Source organism: Streptomyces sp. ISL-94 (genome assembly GCF_018614075.1).
Classification (GTDB): Bacteria; Actinomycetota; Actinomycetes; order Streptomycetales; family Streptomycetaceae; genus Streptomyces.
The window spans coordinates 94,934-111,903 of sequence record NZ_JAGGOZ010000013.1 but is presented as its reverse complement, the minus strand read 5'-3'; the positions used below and the strand labels follow the sequence as shown (position 1 = coordinate 111,903).

Sequence of the window (16,970 nt, the reverse complement as noted above, 5' to 3'; positions counted from 1 at the left end):
TTCCGTCCGACACCGTTCGGGCCAGGGGCAGTTGTCCGCTGAATCTATGCCTTTTCAGGCGCCGCCGTTCGCCGATGTCAGGGACGAACGGCTGGAGATGCGCGGCATCGTCTCGTCGGGGGAGCGGCGCAGCAGCTCGATGGTGCGGCCCTCGACCCAGGCGTGAGTTCGTTCATCGCGGCGCGCTGGGAGTCGTCCTGAGCCATCCATCCGAAAACCGACGTTACGGAGTCGAATCCCCCGAGCCAGGACCGAAGGGCACCTCGTCCCCACGATCATCGCTGTCCCAGCTCGACGGGGGCTCTCCGAAGATGGTACGTGCGGACTTGATCGTCAGTCGCCCGAAGACATGGTTGCCGCCGGCGCCGAGCGCGGCACCGATGCCAAGCGGCACCTGTTTGCTCAGCACCAGGACCCCTTGCTTGGTCCCATATTTGGTAATGAACCGCGGGCCCAGAACGCTGTTGGCCCGGTTGATCGCGCTCATTGGGATCGCACCGACGATGCGCCGTGCCCAATAAGGGCCGGTGCGCCCGACGACTTTGTCCAGAGCCTTCACCGCTCCGTCGCCGAGGAGGACGGTCAGGACCAGGAGCCTACGTCGCTCGATGTCCTCGGGATGCATGCCATGAACCTCGGCCAGCGACAGCGTGTAGAGCACTGACGCTTCGGTGAAGAGCATGACATCAGCCAGAGCCGTCGGGATCCCGGCACCGGGCACGATCCCTGCCGCGCCGGATGCTCCTCCGGATGCGGTGACGCTGGCAAGGTAGTAACGATCCAGCCGACGGATCAGCTCCTGTGGAGTGTCGTTGGGGTGGACTCGCCGCAGGCGCTCGACATTCTTCCTCGCCAGCGGCTGCTGGGCGCCCAACGCCTTGTCGAGACCCTGCTGGACCAGGCTCTTGGCGTCATCGGCCTTGCTCATTGGGGTTGTGGTCCTCTCGGATTGCGAGCGCCTCCAGGGCGTCGCCATACGGCCAAGTCTGAAGCCACTCTGCCGCCAACTGGGGGGATGTGTCGATTACTTGCGTGTGCACGGCACTACTGCCCCTCTCTGGCAAGTGTCGAGGGACAGCCTGCCGTGCTTTGTGAACTGAGTCAACGTCGATACGGGGGGCGGGTGTCAGGCTCGAAGGTGTCGATGGGGTCGGCCGACGCCGTCGGTGATCACTCGCCGGCGGCGGTTCGTGCGGGACGTCGGAACGGTGGAATTGTGGTCGGGGTCTGCTGATACGCTCGCGATGTGTGCTCAGTTCACACCGAGTCCATGCGCCGGTGGGGGCGTCTTGTGATCGGGCTCGTGGTGGTCGGGGCGGGATGACCGGACGGGCCACCGGATGGCCCTCAGGAGCAGTGGTGGGGTGGGCGTGTGAGTCAGGATGAGCGCGGGCTGAGTGACGGTCTGCGGCCGGTCGGTTCCGTCTACCAGTTTGACGACGGCCTGTATGTGCGGGTGGACGACGTCGTGCCATACGCACTGGCGGACGCCGAGGACAGTCACGGGTACCGGCAGGGTGACGACCTGGTGCGGTGCACCCTGTCCGTGAGCAACGGCACCGGGCAGCCGCTCGACCTCGATGGCATCACCCTGCTGGTGCGGGGAGGGCCGTACGGCAAGACGGGCCGTCAGGTGCAGGACTACCGCAGTGACGTGCTCGACCACGAGCTTGAGGGCACGCTGCGTACGGGGCGCAGGGTCTCCGCCACGTGGGCCTACAGCATTCCGGCCGGCACCGCCGGTGACCTGGACATCGAGGTCCGCTTCCCGGGGCGCGACCGGAGGAGCGTCACGTTCAGCACAGCGTCGGCCGCCGCTACGGTGGTCGGCGAGCGCCCCGTACCGATGGCCTACGACCAGTCCGTACTGTTCGGTGAGCGGCAGCAGTCGTTGTTCGCGGAGCCGGACGACGCCCCGGAGCCCGTGAACAGGGCCGGGCAGGCGGCCTCGGCCGCCGCAGGAAAGCAGCGAGCGACCGCACCGGCCGCGCTCGACGTCGTCCCGGCGCAGTCGACCGGCCCCGGACGGCACAGCGCCCGATCAGTGGTCCCGGAGGTCTCCGCCGACGATCTGGACGCCGCTCGCGTCCGTCAGATCTTCCGGTTCCTCGCCGAGGCCGAGGAGTCGAAGACGCGCCCCGTGCGCACGCTCGACGGGGCGGCCGGCGCCGTGTGGTTCGACGAGTTGCCGGACGACGACGGCGTCGAGGTGATGATCGACGGCGCTCTCGCCGGAGACGACCCGGCCTGGCTGACCGTCGCCCGCCCCGAACGCGAGGACGCGCCACACCCCAAGGCTCTGCTCGCGCCCTGGGTGGACGAGACCCGGATCCGTGACTTCAAGGAGCCTCGCGCCCCGCACCTGCGCCGGCGTATCGAACCCGAGTTCCCCGACTGGTCCCGGGGCATCCCGCTCGACAAGACCTACCACGAGCTGGACGAACACCCCCAGCGGGAGAAGATCGAGAAGCTGTACGCCGCCTGGGAACAGGAATGGCTCGCCTGGGCGGAACGGCGCCGCGCGATCGACCCCCTGGTCAGGCTGTACGACCGGCTGCACAAGATGCACGAGGACGCCGCGGGCCTCGGTGAGGCGTACGAACTCGTGCTCGGGCTGGGCCGGCTCACCTGGCAGACGACCACCGGACAGCGGGTGGAACGGCACCTCATCACCCACCGTGCCACCATCCGGCTCGACCCCTCCACCGGCACGCTCACCGCCGCCCCCGACCCCACCGGCGCGGGCCTGGAACTCGAAGAAGGCATGCTCGAAGGGGCCCAGCACGTGCCGGGCGCCGTGCGCGAGACGATCGTCGAGGTGCTGGAAGGCGCCTTGGACGTGACCGACCCCGAACACCTCGACGCCGTACACACCGCCCTGCGCAGCTGGGTCAACGCCGCACACAGCGCCGGAAGTTACGCGCCGACCGTCGAGCGCGCCAAGCCGCGCAGCCTCGACATCCCGCAGGTGGGACTCACCCCGGCACTCGTCCTGCGCGAGCGCAGCCGCCGCTCCACCATGGACGCTCTCAAGGCCATCGCCCGGCAGATCGACGCGGGCACGCCGCCCACCGCACTGCTCGGCTACATCGCGGGCCGGGACGGCGCGCTGACCGCGGCGGACCTCGCGGCGGTGGAGGACGACGGAACGCCGCAGGGCGGCGACGAGATGTACTTCGCACTGCCTGCCAACGAGGAGCAGCGCACGATCGCCGAACGCCTGCGCGCCAACCGGCTCGTCGTCGTCCAGGGGCCGCCCGGCACCGGCAAGACGCACACCATCGCCAACCTGGTCACCGACCTGCTCGCGCAGGGCAAGCGGGTCCTCATCACCAGCCACACCCCGCGCGCCCTGCGCGTGCTGCGGGACAAGCTGCCGGAGTCCGTCCGTGACCTGTGCGTGAGCCGCACCGAGGACGGCGCGGCCGCCCAGCGGGAGCTGGAGGCGTCCGTGCAGCGGATCCTCGGCGAGTACGCCGGCTATGACGCGAAGGCATCCAGCAAGGGGATCCGGACACTCCAATCGCGCCTCGCCCAGGCCCGTGCCGCCCAGCAGGCCATGCTGCGCGACCTCGCCGTACTGCGCGAACAGGAGACCCACCGCTTCGAGGCGGAGATCGGCGACTACACCGGCAGCCTGCAGGAGATCGCCGGACGCCTCACCGCGGAGGCGGAACGGTACGACTGGCTGGGCCCGGTCACGCAGGAACAGCCCGCCCTGAGCGCCGACGACGCCCTGCGGCTGCTGCACACCACCCGTGCGTACACCCCGCACCACCAGGCCCTCGCGGCCGAGGTGCCCGGCCCCTCCGAACTGCCGGGCCCCGGCGACTTCGAGGAGGCTGTGCGCATCGTACGGTCGGCCGAGGAAGCACACACGGCCGCGCGCCAGGACCCGCTGTGCGCGGAGTACGACACGGCCGTGAGGGGTCTCGGCGAGGGGGAACAGCAGCGGCTGTCCTCGGCGCTCGACGTCTTTTCCACCACCCGCGCCCGCGCCGCGGCTCTCGCCGCCGCTGCCGGTGACTGGGCCGCGACGCTCCTGAGGCAGGTGACGGAGGGGCAGGACTGGCAGGCACGCAGCCGGCGGGCCGCCGTCACCGAAACCCTGGCGGCCGTCGACAACTCGCTCGCCACCCTGGGCACGGCCATGGTCAGCGGCCTGGAGCAGTACGACCCGGCCACGGCACTCGCCCAGGTCACCGCATTGCACGACGGCCTCGGTCAGGGACAGAAGCTGCGCGGACCCCTCGGTATGCGTTCCAGGCTGGCGAAGGCGGCCGGCGCGTTCGTAGAGACCGTGCGGGTCGACGGCCGGGCGCCGGAGGACGTGCCGACCTCGGCCGTCGTCCTCGCCCGCGTCCAGCTGGAACTGCGCCTGGCCCAGGTGGAGTCCGAGTGGGGCACGCCCGTCGCCGCCTGGCTGGGACACGGACCGCGCCTCGCGCGGCTGCGACAGGACGCGGAGGTGCTGGACGCACTGCTCGCCGTCGCCGCCGCCCGCACCGACGTCCTGGCCGCCGCGGCCACCTCCCCGGCCCTCGCGGTCGTCACCTGGCACGACCCGTCCGTCGAGAACGCCGTACGCACCCTGCTGCGCGCGTCGACCACTCTGCGCGCGGCCGAACAGTCGCGCAAGGTCATCGCGGACACCGAGGAACTGCTGCGGGCCTGGGGCGACCGGCCCGATGTGTCGCCCGCCGTGGTGCGCGCACTCGGCACCGTCCGCGACCGTGACCCCGACGGCTACCGCACGTTCAGCGACGAGATGGCCGAGGTGCGCGAGGCCGCCCGGCTGCGGGCCGAGCAGGACGTGGCCCTCGCCCGTGTCCGCGAGGCGTTCCCGGCCCTGGCCGAGCGGATCACCGCCACACACGAGGACAGCGCCTGGGACGCCCGACTGCCCTCGCTCGCCGAGGCCTGGGCCTGGTCCGCGTGGCGCGACCGCATGGAGCGGCTGACCGACCCCGAAGCCGAGCGAACCCTGCGCCGACGGCTGACGGAGGCCGACGACGAGGCCCGCATCATGCTCGCGCGGCTCGCCGCCGCCCGCGCCTGGCACCGCTGCCTCGGCCTGCTCACCGGTGACCAGTCCCGGGCACTCAGCGCCTACCAGCAGGCCGCACGGCGCATCAAGGGCAAGTACCAGCACCGCTACCGGCGCGACGCGCAGGCCGCCCTGCGCAAGGCGCAGACGGCGGTGCCTGCCTGGATCATGCCCCTGCACCAGGTCGCCGAGACCGTACCCATGGACCGGCCGGGTCTGTTCGACGTCGTCATCGTCGACGAGGCCAGCCAGTCCGGCCTGGAGGCCATGCTGCTGAGCTGGCTCGCCGACCGGATGGTCGTCGTCGGCGACAGCAAGCAGGTCAGTCCGTCCAACGTAGGCCTCAAGCAGGACGAGTACTTCCACCTCAGGGATCGTCTGCTCACCGCGCTGGAGCCGGACGTCCGCAGCCTGTTCGGCCCCGAGTCCAGCTTCTTCGACCTCACGGAAGCGCTCTCGGCGGGCCGCGGCACACTCATGCTCAAGGAGCACTTCCGGTGCATGCCGGAGATCATCTCCTTCTCCAATGACCTCTGCTACAACCGTGATCTACTGCCGCTGCGCCAGTACGGCGCCGACCGGCTGCCCCCGGTCCGCACGGTGTACGTCGAGACCGGCGAAGCCATCGGCGTCAACACCCGGCTGACCAACGTCGCCGAGGCCGAGGCCCTCGTCGACGCGATCGTGCGCTGCTGTGCCGACCCCGCTTACGACGGGAAGACCATGGGCGTCATCAGCCTGCGCGCCAGCAAGGGACACCTGACGGTGCTGGAGAACCTGCTTGCCGAGCGCCTCGACTACGAGCAGCGCGAGGAGCGGCGCATCCGGGTCGGTGACGCCGAGGACTTCCAGGGCGACGAGCGGCACATCATGTTCATCTCCTTCGTCAACTCGGCGACCACGGCCGCCGGAGCGGTCCCGGGCGGCTTCAACGGCAAGACCTACGAGCAGCGCATCAACGTGGCGGCCTCGCGTGCCCAGGACCAGGTGTGGGTGTTCCACAGCGCGAGGGCCGAACAGTTCCACGAGAACGACCTGCGCCGGGGTTGGCTCGATCACCTCTCCCGTCCCGGGGAGGAGGACGTCGTCGCGGTCGAGGGCGAGGTTCTGTCCGATGTCCGGCACGAAGCGTTCGACAGCCTGTTCCAGCAGAAGGTGTACCTGGAACTGACGGCACGGGGCCACCGGGTCCGTCCGGGATACAAGGTGGGCCGCCACACGATCGACCTGGTGGTGGAAGGCGGGACGCGCCGGCTGGCGGTCGCCTGCGACGGCGACGCGTTCGCCGAGGGGGAGGACGCCTCCACCGCGGCCGCCAGACAGCGCGACCTGGAACGCGTCGACTGGACGTTCGTCCGGATCAGGGGCAGTCGCTTCCACCTCGACCGCGAGCAGGCGCTGGCCCCGCTGTGGGCCGAGCTGGAACGGCTGGGCATCGAACCGGCCGGGCGGGATCCGGAAGGCTCCGGTGCCGCCGATGACGCCGGGCCCAGCGGGGTGGAACCGACGGCTGGGGCGGCGACCGGCGGTGAGGCAGCCGCCGGCAGCGGCGCGGCGACCGGCGGTGACGCGGCCGTGGCGGAGCACGCGGCCGAGGCCGGTCGCGTCACCGGCGTGGGTCACGTGCCCGGTGACGGCGTGCCGTTCGAGCCGCGGGGCGGATCGAGCCAGGAGGCGGGGAACGGGGACACGGCGCGAGCGCAAGCGCCGACCGGAACGGCAGCCCCCCTCGGAGCGGTGCCCGCACCCAGGGCCACGGACCCGCGCGAGCCCCTTCGTGGTCAGGCCCGACGGGCGACGCCCGCTCCGACGCGGCCACGTGCCTTGACCGCCGACAACGGGGCCGTACCCGCACGGACGGCTGGGGAGACGGTGTCCGGGGCGGCCCCTGCCGTACGGCAGGCGGACTCGGCCCGGTCGGCGGGGCACGTCGTACCGTCCGCGGGCTCGGCGATGGCCGCCCCGACCGCGCCGAGCCTTGCGCCGGTTCGGGAGATCCCCGCCCCGGCCTTCCAGCGGCTGGTGCGCGAGGTGCAGCAGTTGCAGGCGGCGGTCGAGGGTTCCCCCGAGACCCCCGAAGGAGCGGACGCGGCCCAGCTGGTCTTCCTCAGGAAGACCCAGGCCGAGCAGCGCGACCGGCGCACCAGGCGCCTCGCCTTCCTGCGGACCTTCCTCGACGCCGTCGGCGTCGGACGGGAAGGGGCTGTCCCCGACGTCGTGATCCCGGGCGCGCTGCTCCGGCTGGAGTTCGACGGCCAGGTGGACGAGGACACCCTGTACACGATCGCCGAACTGCCCACCGAGGAGGCGGACATCGTCTCTCCGTCCTCGCCGCTCGGCCACGCGCTGACCTGGCAGCCGACAGGACGCGAGATCTCGTACGACGCGGCCCAGGGCAAGACCCGCACGGTCGTCGTGCGCGAGATCCGCGTCTGATCGCGGTGACGGCACTGTGAGAAGACGGCCCTGTCCCGCGGACCCACCTTTCGGTCCGCGGGACAGGGCCCGGTGCGGCTCAGCCGGCGACGGGGTCCAGTATGCGGCTCCGCTCACCGTTCCAGGAGATCGCCAGCGCGTCGCGTGCCCGCGTACAGGCCACGAACAGCAGACAGTGCTCGGCCAGAAGATCCGAACGGTGCTGCACGGCGTCCTCGTCGGCCGGCGTCACCTGCGGAGCGAACGGCAGCACGCCGGATGTCACGCCGACGACGGCCACGCAGCGGAACTCCAGCCCCTTCATGGCGTGCATCGTCGCCACGCGCACACCCGGCACCGTCGGCCCCGGGTCGTCCTTGACCGCGACGGCGGGGACGCCCTCACGGCGCAGGCGGGCGATGACCGCGTCGACCAGGGTGTTGAACCGGGCGCACACCGCCACTTCGGACGGCTTCACCCCGTCCTGGTCGACCCACGTGCGGATCTGGTCCACCAGCGCGCGCAGTTCGTCGTCCTGGTTGCCATGACCGCGAGCCACGGGAACGCGGCCGTGCAGCTCGGAGCGGTAGCCCCGCAGCGAGTCCTGGCCGCCGTCGTCCTCGTCGTCCTCTCCGAGTCGGCCGACCGGCTGACCGTCCAGGAGGGACGTGGACCACCTCAAGATCTCCTCCGTGCTGCGGTAGTTGAGGCGCAGTCGGGACGTCCGTCCGCGCACGTTGACTCCCAGGGACCGCAGCGAGACCCGGGAGTCGTAGATGCGCTGATGGGGATCACCGACGAGGAACAGGTCGTCGGCCTGCTCGGCCACGCAGGCCCGCAGCACCCGCCACTGGGCCGGGTGCAGGTCCTGGGCCTCGTCCACCACGACGTGGCGGTAGCGCGGCCCCCGTTCGGCCAGAATCCGGGCGGCCTGGTCGCACACCATGGTGTACGTCGCGGAGTCGCGCGAGGCCAGATCCCCCGTGAACCGTTCCATGACCCGCCACAGCCGGGCCCGTTGCACTCGCCCCACCTGTGTGCCGCGTCCCCTGCGCACACATCTCAGGTACTCCTCAGGCGTCCGCAGCCCCTGAGCCAGGACGACGTTGCGGAACTCCTGGGACAGGAAGCGCTCCGACCAGGGCAGGTCCTCGCGCGCGGCGGCGCGGGTCCACGCGCTCTTCTCCGCTGCTGCCGACAGCGGTTTCGGCGAGCCGCCCCTGGCTTCCCGGATGACCCGGGCGGCCAGCGAGTCCACCGTCGTGACGTCGACGCGGTCGAGCAGATGCGCGTCGGCATCGCCGAGCAGGAGGGCCAGGCTGTCCCGCAGGGCGGCCGCCATGGCGTTGGTGAAGGTGGTGAGGAGGATCCGGTCGCCCTCGCGTCCGGTGCGCAGCAGGTGCCGTACCCGGTGCAGGGCGACGACCGTCTTGCCGGTGCCAGGGCCGCCCGTCACCTGAGCCGGTCCGTTGAAGCCCGGGTGGTAGGCGTACCGGCGCTGGGCCGGATGCAGGAAGACGCGCCAGCGAACGAAGTCCTCGGTGAGGATCCGCTCCAGCTCACCGGGGCCGGTGACCTCCACGATGCCGTTGGGCGTGTTGAGGATCGCCTCGCCGAGCGTGACGGCCGGCCGGTCCTCCGCCGTGCGCACCGTCTGCCCGCGCGGGGCGATCAGTTGCTCCCAGACGTCCTCGGGCGAGCAGTCGGTCGCCAGGTACTCCAGTACCTCGTACTGGTCGGCCGGCATCATGGGAGGCGCCATGACCGCCAGGTCGTCTGCCGTGACGCACACGCGCGCCAGTCGCAGGACCTGCTCGTCGATGCCGAGGTCACGCAGCACGGTGTCGGAGTGGTGCGCGAAGAGCCGGGTCGGCGTCTCGACCGCCTTCGTCTCGAAGTAGGTCTCCATCTGTTCGAGTGCCTCGACATTGCGCACCTCCAAGCCTCCGGTGGCGCCGTTGACCGAATAGGCACGCCTGCAGGCCCAGTTGATCGCCTCGTCGTGCGGTGCCACTCTGAGCAGGGTGAACAGCTCGCTGCCGTCGTCCGGGGCGAGGAGGACCCCCCGGTAGAACCGGGTGACCCGGATCGTGCGGATCCGCGGGTCGCGCGCCCCCTCGAGCTTCTCCAGATGCATTCCCTTGCTGGCATGAAGCTGAGGCACGGTCAGGCTTCGGAACATCTGGATCGTGCCGTTGACTTCCTTCTGGACAGGTCTCTGCAGGGAGATCAGATCCGCGACGAAGTCGTCGGAGAGGGCGAGGCGGGGCATAGGAGTCCTCGGGTCGCGGGCGGGCGGCAGGCGGGCACCAGCCTAGAGACCGACAGGATGTCGAGCGACGGACCCCCCGTATTCGTTGTGTGAACTGAGTCAACGGGTCTATATTTCTCGTGCTGCCACACCACCGGTGCACGTCCCTGCTCCAACGGCCCTGTCCGAAAGGACCCATCGCATGCCGGCCCAGCCTGCCCAGGCCGCTGTTCCGCATCCGCTCGACGAAGTTCCCCAGACGTTCCGTGCCGGGGACTCCTACGCGGTGCGCGACGCACTCGTGCACTACATCCGCCGGGACCTGTTGGGGCCCTGGGACGGTGAGACGGAAACGCTGCCGAGCGCCTCCTCCGGCCCCCGTGACCGGTACCTGGTCGGCATGCTCGGTCCGCGCCCGCAGGCCGTCACTGCCGACCGGATCGCCCGCGCGGCCGCCCAGGCCGCGGAAGGGGAGTCGGGTGACGAGCAGGAAGGTGACGACAGCGGTCTGCAGGACCGGTTGAGTCCCCAGGCCGCCGGACACATCTGGGCATCGTCCATGGGACTGTCCTTCACCGCTCCGGCCTCCGTCGGCACGCTCAGTGCCACCGTCCGCTGGGGTCGCTACACCCAGTCGGACGAGGCCACCGAGCGGGGGACGACGCGCAGGGTCTGGTCACGTGAGCCGGTCGAGCGCCTGGTGGACATCGACGTGACCGACGGGGCCGATCGCACCGTTCAACTCGACGGCGACACCGTCGTCCTCGACGTGCAGGTACGCCGGCACAGCGGCCGCACGGGCGCCGAGGACCTGCGCATAGTCGAGCTGGCCCTGGTGAACCGGCAGCCGGACAGCGCGGACGCGCGTGACGCGCACTGGCTCTTCCAGACCGAGATCGACGTCACCGCCTTTCCCGACGACCAGGCAGCCGTCTTCCTGCCGGTCGACGACCCCCTCGACCCGGCGAGCCACGACCACGCGCCGGAGGACGCCGAGGAACGGCGGCTGCGCCTGCTCTACCGGGACAGCCTCAGCCACGCCAAGGGCCGCAACGTCGCCGTTCACGCGCACGTCCGTGACGGAGAGCGCAACGCACACCGCCTGACCACCGTCTGGCTTCCCGAGTACGACGTCCGGGCGACCACCGCGCCGACCCTCGAGGAGCAGGACCTCCTCAAGGGGCTGGAACTGGGCATGGACGAGCTGGCGGCACTCGCCGTGCCGGGCCGCCGAGCCGAACTCAGCGCCGCTCTTGCCCCGTTGGCCGACGGATACGGCACGTGGCTGGAGCAGCAGCGTCGCAGTGCCGCCTCGCTCCCCGAAGACCTCCGAGAAGCGGCCGAGACCGCGATCGAGCAGGCACTCGAGGTCTGCGACCGCATCACCCTCGGCATCGACCGGCTGGTGGCCGACGAGACGGCCCTGCTGGCCTTCCGGTTCGCCAACCGGGCCATGGCCCTGCAGCGCCGCAACACGGCCATCGCGGCCGTCCGCACCGGCTGCGAGAACGACTCCCGGTCCTACCGGGAGGCCTACGACGAGGTCCACGGCAAGGGCAAGGCGGCAGCCAGCTGGCGGCCCTTCCAGCTGGCCTTCGTCCTGCTGAACATCGACTCCCTCACCCAGCCCGGACACCCGCACCGCGGCACCGGCCGTGAAGCCCTCGTCGATCTGCTGTTCTTCCCGACCGGCGGCGGCAAGACCGAGGCGTATCTCGGACTCGCCGCCTACACCTTCGCACTGCGGCGCCTCCAGGGGACCATCGGCTCGGGAGCGGACGCCCGCAGCGGTGAGGCGGGCGTGGGCGTGCTCATGCGCTACACCCTGCGGCTGCTGACCGCCCAGCAGTTCCAGCGCGCCGCCGCCCTGGTGAGCGCCTGCGAAGTCCTGCGCCGCGAGGAGTTCGCGCGGGACCGGCGTTGGGGAACCACCCCGTTCCGGATCGGGCTCTGGGTGGGCACCTCCGTCTCACCGAACTGGTTCGACGAGGCCAAGGAGCAGATCGCCGAAGCCAAGGAGAACGCCAGCGACAAGCACGCGCGGGTCCTGCAGGTCCTCACCTGCCCCTGGTGCGGCAGCGGGCTGACCGCCCGCGCGAACATGGAGTACGACGAAGGCCGCCGCAGAGTCCTGCTGTACTGCCCTCGCGGCGAGGGGGAGGACCGCTGCCCCTTCTCCCGACGTGAAGCGCTCGGCGAGGGCATCCCCGTGCTCACCGTCGACGAGGAGATCTACCGGCTGGCGCCCTCGCTGCTGATCGCCACGGTCGACAAGTTCGCCCAGCTCCCGTGGAACGGCTACTCCGGCCTGCTGTTCGGCAGGGTCACCGAGCTGTGTCCTCGCCACGGTTACCGCCACGACGACCTGGACGCCAAGACCGGCTGCGGTGGCCGCCACAACGCCAGGGGCGACCTGCCCGGCGTCACTGCCCAGCCCGTCACCCGCCTGCGGCCTCCGGACCTGATCATCCAGGACGAGCTGCACCTGATCTCCGGAGCCCTCGGCACCACCGTGGGTCTCTTCGAGGCAGCCGTCGATCAGTTGTGCACGTGGAGCTTCACCGACGTTCACGGAGAACGTCATGACGTCGGCCCGAAAATCGTCGCCTCCACCGCGACCACCAAGCGGGCCGCCGACCAGGTGCGCGGTGTCTTCGCCCGCAAGGTCGCCGTCTTCCCGCCCCAGGTGCTGGACGTCGGCGACACCTTCTTCTCCCGGCAGGTGGAGCTGAGCGGGGAGAACCCCGGCCGCCGCTACCTCGGCGTATGCGCGCACGGCACCCGTCTCAAGGCCGCCGAGATCCGCGTCGCGGAGATCCTGCTGCTCGCGGCGCAGCAGCTCTTCGACGAGTACGGCAGGCCGGCGGACCCGTACATGACCCTCGTCGGCTACTTCAACGCGACCCGTGAACTCGCCGGCATGCGGCGGTACATGGACGACGACATCACCACCCGCGTGCGGTCCAACGGCAGCCGCAAGGGCCAGGACACGCTGTCGGACCGCATCGTGAGCAGAGCCGGGATGCTCAGCATCCAGGAACTGACCTCCCGCATCTCCTCCTCGGACATCGGGGCGGCCCTGAAGCGGCTGGAGATCGAGTTCGACCCCGAGCGGGACACCTCGGTGCGCAGGCGGGCCTTCCTGCGCGAGTACGCCGCCGCCATGAAGGACAAGCGCGAACCCCGCGCGTCCATGACACCGACCGTGCGACAGGCCGTCGACGTCGTCCTCGCCACCTCCATGCTGCAGGTCGGTGTCGACGTCTCCCGCTTCGGCCTGATGCTCGTCGTGGGCCAGCCGAAGAACACCGCCGAGTACATCCAGGCGTCCTCGCGGGTCGGCCGTGACGCCGCCCGTCCGGGCCTGGTGGTGACCCTCTACAACTGGTCGCGCCCCCGCGACCTCGCCCACTACGAGGACTTCGAGCACTATCACGCGACGTTCTACCGCCGGGTGGAAGCACTGTCGGTGACCCCGTACACCCGCCGCGCGCTCGACCGCGGTGTCGCCGCCACCTATGTCGCCGCGCTGCGCCACGCGGCCTACGACTCCTCCCGCAACCTCGACGCCCACCACGTCGACCTCGACGGACCGCTCGCCCAAGACGTCGAACGCCGGCTCCTCGAACGGGCTGAACGGGTGGGAGGCGACCGGCCCCGCCAGTACCTGAGCGAACGACTGGACCGGCTCAAGGACGAATGGCGCCGCAAACGCGACGAGAGCAGTTCGGCCCTCGCCTACCGCAAGGAGAAGCACAAGACGACCGTCGTGAACGGCCTGCTGCGTCGGGCGGACGGCTCCCGGTGGACCGAACTGACCGTCGGCATGTCGATGCGCGAGACGGAGAACGAGATCAACCTGCTCCTCCCCGGCGGTGGCGCCTTCCTGGAAGAACCCTCGGGCGACGGTCCCGACTGGACGTTCGGCGCCCCCGGGACCGACTCCGACACCGACCCGGACACGGCGAGCACCGTGGACAGCGACGAGTACGGGCCCGTCACGGCCGGCACGGTCAGGAAGGCACAGCGATGAGCAGCCAGGGCAGCAACCGCAGGGTCGGCACCGTACGGCCCAGCCACCTCATGTTCACCGCCGGAGTCGGCGCCCTCGTAGACCTGCCCAACTTCTCGGTCCTGATCCGGGGAATCGACTCCTGGAGTCACTCCGGTGTCACCGACTACGACATCGACGAGCCCCGGCTGCGCGCCGCCGTCAACCGGTCGCTCCAGCGCTATGGACGCGGCCAGGTCGAGCAGTTGCGGGCCGCCCCCTGGCTGGAGGGCGCCGACGCGGACCCGAAGGGCTGGGCGGCACAGGGGGTCGGAGTGCCCGTCACGCCGTTCCCGCAGTGGCTGCGCTGCACCGCGTGCAATGTGCTGGCCGCGATCGACTCGGGCGAGTTCGCCTTCGTCAACGCCAACCCACGGACGCCGCACGAGGCGAAGTTCGTCCACGACTGCAAGCGGGGGAAGCCGCTCGCCGTGGCGGCCCGTTTCACCCTCGTGTGTACCGCCGGCCATCTCGACGAGTTCCCGTACACCCCGTATGTGCACCGTGGGCAGGCCTGCGGCAAGACACCGCGCCCGAAGCTGCGCATGAAGGACCACGGCGGAAACCAGGCCGCCAACGTCACCATCGAGTGCGTCGCCTGCGGCGTGAAGCGCAACATCCGGGAAGCCATGGGTGAACGAGGCCGGCGGAATCTGCCCCGGTGCCGTGGACGGCATCCGCACCTCGGCACCTACGAGACGAACGGCTGCGGCCGGGAGCCGGTCCTGATGGTGGCGGGCGCGTCCAACCAGTGGTTCCCGCTCACCCTCAGCGCCCTGGCACTGCCCAAGGCGCAGGGCGGAGACATCGGCAAGCTGCTGGACGACCACTGGCCCGACCTCGAACTGATCGAAGACCGGGGGCAGTTCGACTTCATGTCGCGCATGCCCAAGTTCACCTTCCTGAAGGAGTTCGACGCCGACGCGGTGGTCGCGGCGATCACGGCCCGCAAGCAGGGGGCCACCGGGTCTGCCCCCTCCGCCCCCGACGTCCAGGCCGACCTCTTCGGACCCGAATGGGACGCGCTCTCCGGTCCCGTTCCCACCCCCAGCGACGACTTCGCACTCCGGCAGATGCCCGTGCCGGCCCGTCTGAGCGAGTTCTTCGCCGATATCAGGCAGGTAGAGCGGCTGCGTGAGGCACGGGCGCTGATCGGGTTCACCCGACTCGACGCGCCCGACCCCGAATCACCGGAGATCGCCACGCGCGTCGAACTGTCCCGCGGGATCCGGAACTGGGTACCGGCGAGTGAGGTGCGCGGCGAGGGCGTCTTCCTGCGCGTGCGGGACGGTCTGATGGCCGAGTGGGTCGCTCGGATGGAGAAGTCGCCGCAGATGGAGGCGCACAGAAAGGCGTACGCACGGTTTCGTGCCAACCGGAAGTCAGACCGCAAGACCAGTGACTTCGACCCGTACTCCGGTTGGCCCGGAGCGCGGTACATCGCCCTGCACACCCTCTCCCACCTGCTGATCCGCACCATCGCCCTGGAGTGCGGCTACAACTCCGCCTCGCTCGCCGAACGGATCTACGCGGGCGACGAACACAATCCGAGGACCGGCATCCTCATCTACACCGCCGTCCCGGACTCCGAGGGCACCCTGGGCGGTCTGGTGTCCCTGGCCGAAGAGCGGGAGTTCGACCGGATCGTGCGCCGGGCCCTGACCGACGCCCGCCACTGCTCGGCCGACCCGCTCTGCGCCGAGCGCCTGCCACAGGACCCGGCTGACTTCCTCCACGGAGCCGCGTGCCATGTCTGCCTGTTCGTCTCGGAAACCACGTGCGAACGCGGCAACCGGTTCCTGGACCGCCGGTTCCTCGTCCCGCTGACCGGGGACCGGGACCCGGTGCTGACGCCGGTCGGTCTGCTGCCGTGAGCCGACCTGCGTTCGAGGGCGCTGCCGAGGCCGCCGTCGCGGCCCTCGGCCTCTCTCGCAGCAAGGACCTCGCCGGCCTGCTCGCCCAGGGACGCACCAGGGAACGGATACTGACCGAGCTGGCGACACCGGGAGTCAGCGTGGCTGTCGCGGCGCTCTACGACGCCATGGAGTCGGAGTCGGTGCCTGCCTCCGAGGCGGCTGCCTACGTGCGCGGCTATGTCGCTGCCTGGCGGCAGGCCCGGGACACAGTCCGGGTCCGCACCGTGTGGAGCGGTCCCTCGACACCGGGAGTGCCGGTCCGCGCCACCGCCCAAGTGCTGGTCGAGGTCATCAACGAGGCACAGCACGAACTGCTGGCGATGACGTACGCGGCTCGCCCGTATCCCGCCTTGACAAAGGCCCTGACAGAGGCTGCGGGCAGGGGCGTGCAGACGCACGTCGTGGTCGAAACCCTGGCCGGCGCAGGCGGCCTGCTCTCGGGGAGGGAACCAGCCGAAGCGTTCGCGTCCGTGCCCGGCCTGCGGATGTGGATCTGGGAACGGGGCCCGGCCGAAAAGGGCCGCTCACGTCAGCACGCCAAGCTGGCGGTCGCCGACCGTCGCACTCTTCTGCTCGGCAGCGCCAACCTGACCGAGTCCGCTGCTCGGCGCAACATCGAGGCGGGTGTGCTGGTGACCGGCGGTGAAGCACCGCGTCGCACGGCAGAGCACATCGTCGAACTGCAGCGCCTCGGCATACTCAAGCCTTTCCCACATCCGTACACCTAACGCCTGCAGATGGCCGCACCCATGGCCGATCCCGTACTTCAGCGCGCGCCGACGGGCACGGCAGCGCATATGGCCGTGCGGGCACCGCGGACTTGCGGAAGAAGGGGGACACCGTCACCACGACTGGCCTGAGACCTTCTGATCAGCGCCACCCGGTGGCGACCTGGTCAGCAACAGCCACCAGCGGCGGTTCCAGTACCGGGTGTGAGTACATCCCAAAGCAGCTGGAGGTGTTCTCCGCCCGGGGATTCCGAGCCGGGAGCCTCAATGACATTGCGGAGGAGGCCGGGCTTACGCGGGCCGGTCCGCTGCACCACTACCCGAACAAGCAGGTTGTCCTTCTGGCATTCCCGGAACAGCGGGACGCCGTCCTCGCACTCGGCGGTGGCGCGGGCGGCCGCCTTACGGATCATTGAGTGCCATGCCGCGCTCCCTTCCCCGGCGCCCGCGGGCACCGGGCCTTCCCTGTGGCGGCCCTGCCCGTACTCCGGAGTCGCCTCGGTGGCCTCCTCCGCCACCCGCGACATGCGTTTCCCGCACGCCCTTGTGGCCGCCGCGCTCT

Annotated in this window: 7 protein-coding genes; 5 read left to right on the top strand and 2 right to left on the bottom strand. The window is 70.6% G+C overall.

Features of this window, described 5'->3' with window-relative positions; genetic code table 11:
• Nucleotides 1-223: 223 nt before the first annotated feature.
• Nucleotides 224-928, bottom strand: a complete 705-nt coding sequence (locus J7E94_RS04285; protein ID WP_215012412.1) for a hypothetical protein — start codon at nt 926-928, stop codon at nt 224-226.
• Nucleotides 929-1,372: 444 nt separating this feature from the next.
• Between J7E94_RS04285 and J7E94_RS04280 the strand changes: the two genes are divergently transcribed.
• Nucleotides 1,373-7,483 (top strand): AAA domain-containing protein, encoded by a 6,111-nt coding sequence (locus tag J7E94_RS04280; RefSeq protein ID WP_215012410.1) that lies wholly within the window; start codon nt 1,373-1,375, stop codon nt 7,481-7,483.
• A gap of 79 nt (nt 7,484-7,562) precedes the next feature.
• Here the strand turns inward: J7E94_RS04280 and J7E94_RS04275 are convergent, their stop codons facing one another.
• A complete protein-coding gene (locus tag J7E94_RS04275; RefSeq protein ID WP_215012409.1) occupies nt 7,563-9,734 on the bottom strand; it encodes a DEAD/DEAH box helicase in 2,172 nt (723 codons plus the stop codon).
• 181 nt (nt 9,735-9,915) lie between these two features.
• Between J7E94_RS04275 and drmA the strand changes: the two genes are divergently transcribed.
• From drmA to J7E94_RS35860, 4 genes are all read left to right on the top strand, one after another.
• Nucleotides 9,916-13,746: a DISARM system helicase DrmA gene (gene drmA / locus J7E94_RS04270; protein WP_215012408.1), complete on the top strand. Its 3,831-nt coding sequence runs from the start codon at nt 9,916-9,918 to the stop codon at nt 13,744-13,746.
• A complete protein-coding gene (drmB, locus tag J7E94_RS04265; protein WP_215012407.1) occupies nt 13,743-15,638 on the top strand; it encodes a DUF1998 domain-containing protein in 1,896 nt (631 codons plus the stop codon). The genes drmA and drmB overlap by 4 nt, the downstream gene beginning before the upstream one ends.
• The gene (gene drmC / locus J7E94_RS04260) at nt 15,635-16,408 is read left to right on the top strand and encodes a DISARM system phospholipase D-like protein DrmC (protein ID WP_215012406.1); all 774 of its coding nucleotides are present in this window, start codon (nt 15,635-15,637) and stop codon (nt 16,406-16,408) included. Before drmB ends, drmC begins: the two co-directional genes overlap by 4 nt.
• 155 nt (nt 16,409-16,563) lie before the next feature.
• On the top strand, nt 16,564-16,824 hold the full coding sequence (locus J7E94_RS35860; RefSeq protein ID WP_215012405.1) for a helix-turn-helix domain-containing protein: 261 nt from the start codon (nt 16,564-16,566) through the stop codon (nt 16,822-16,824).
• The last annotated feature ends 146 nt before the right edge of the window (nt 16,825-16,970 follow it).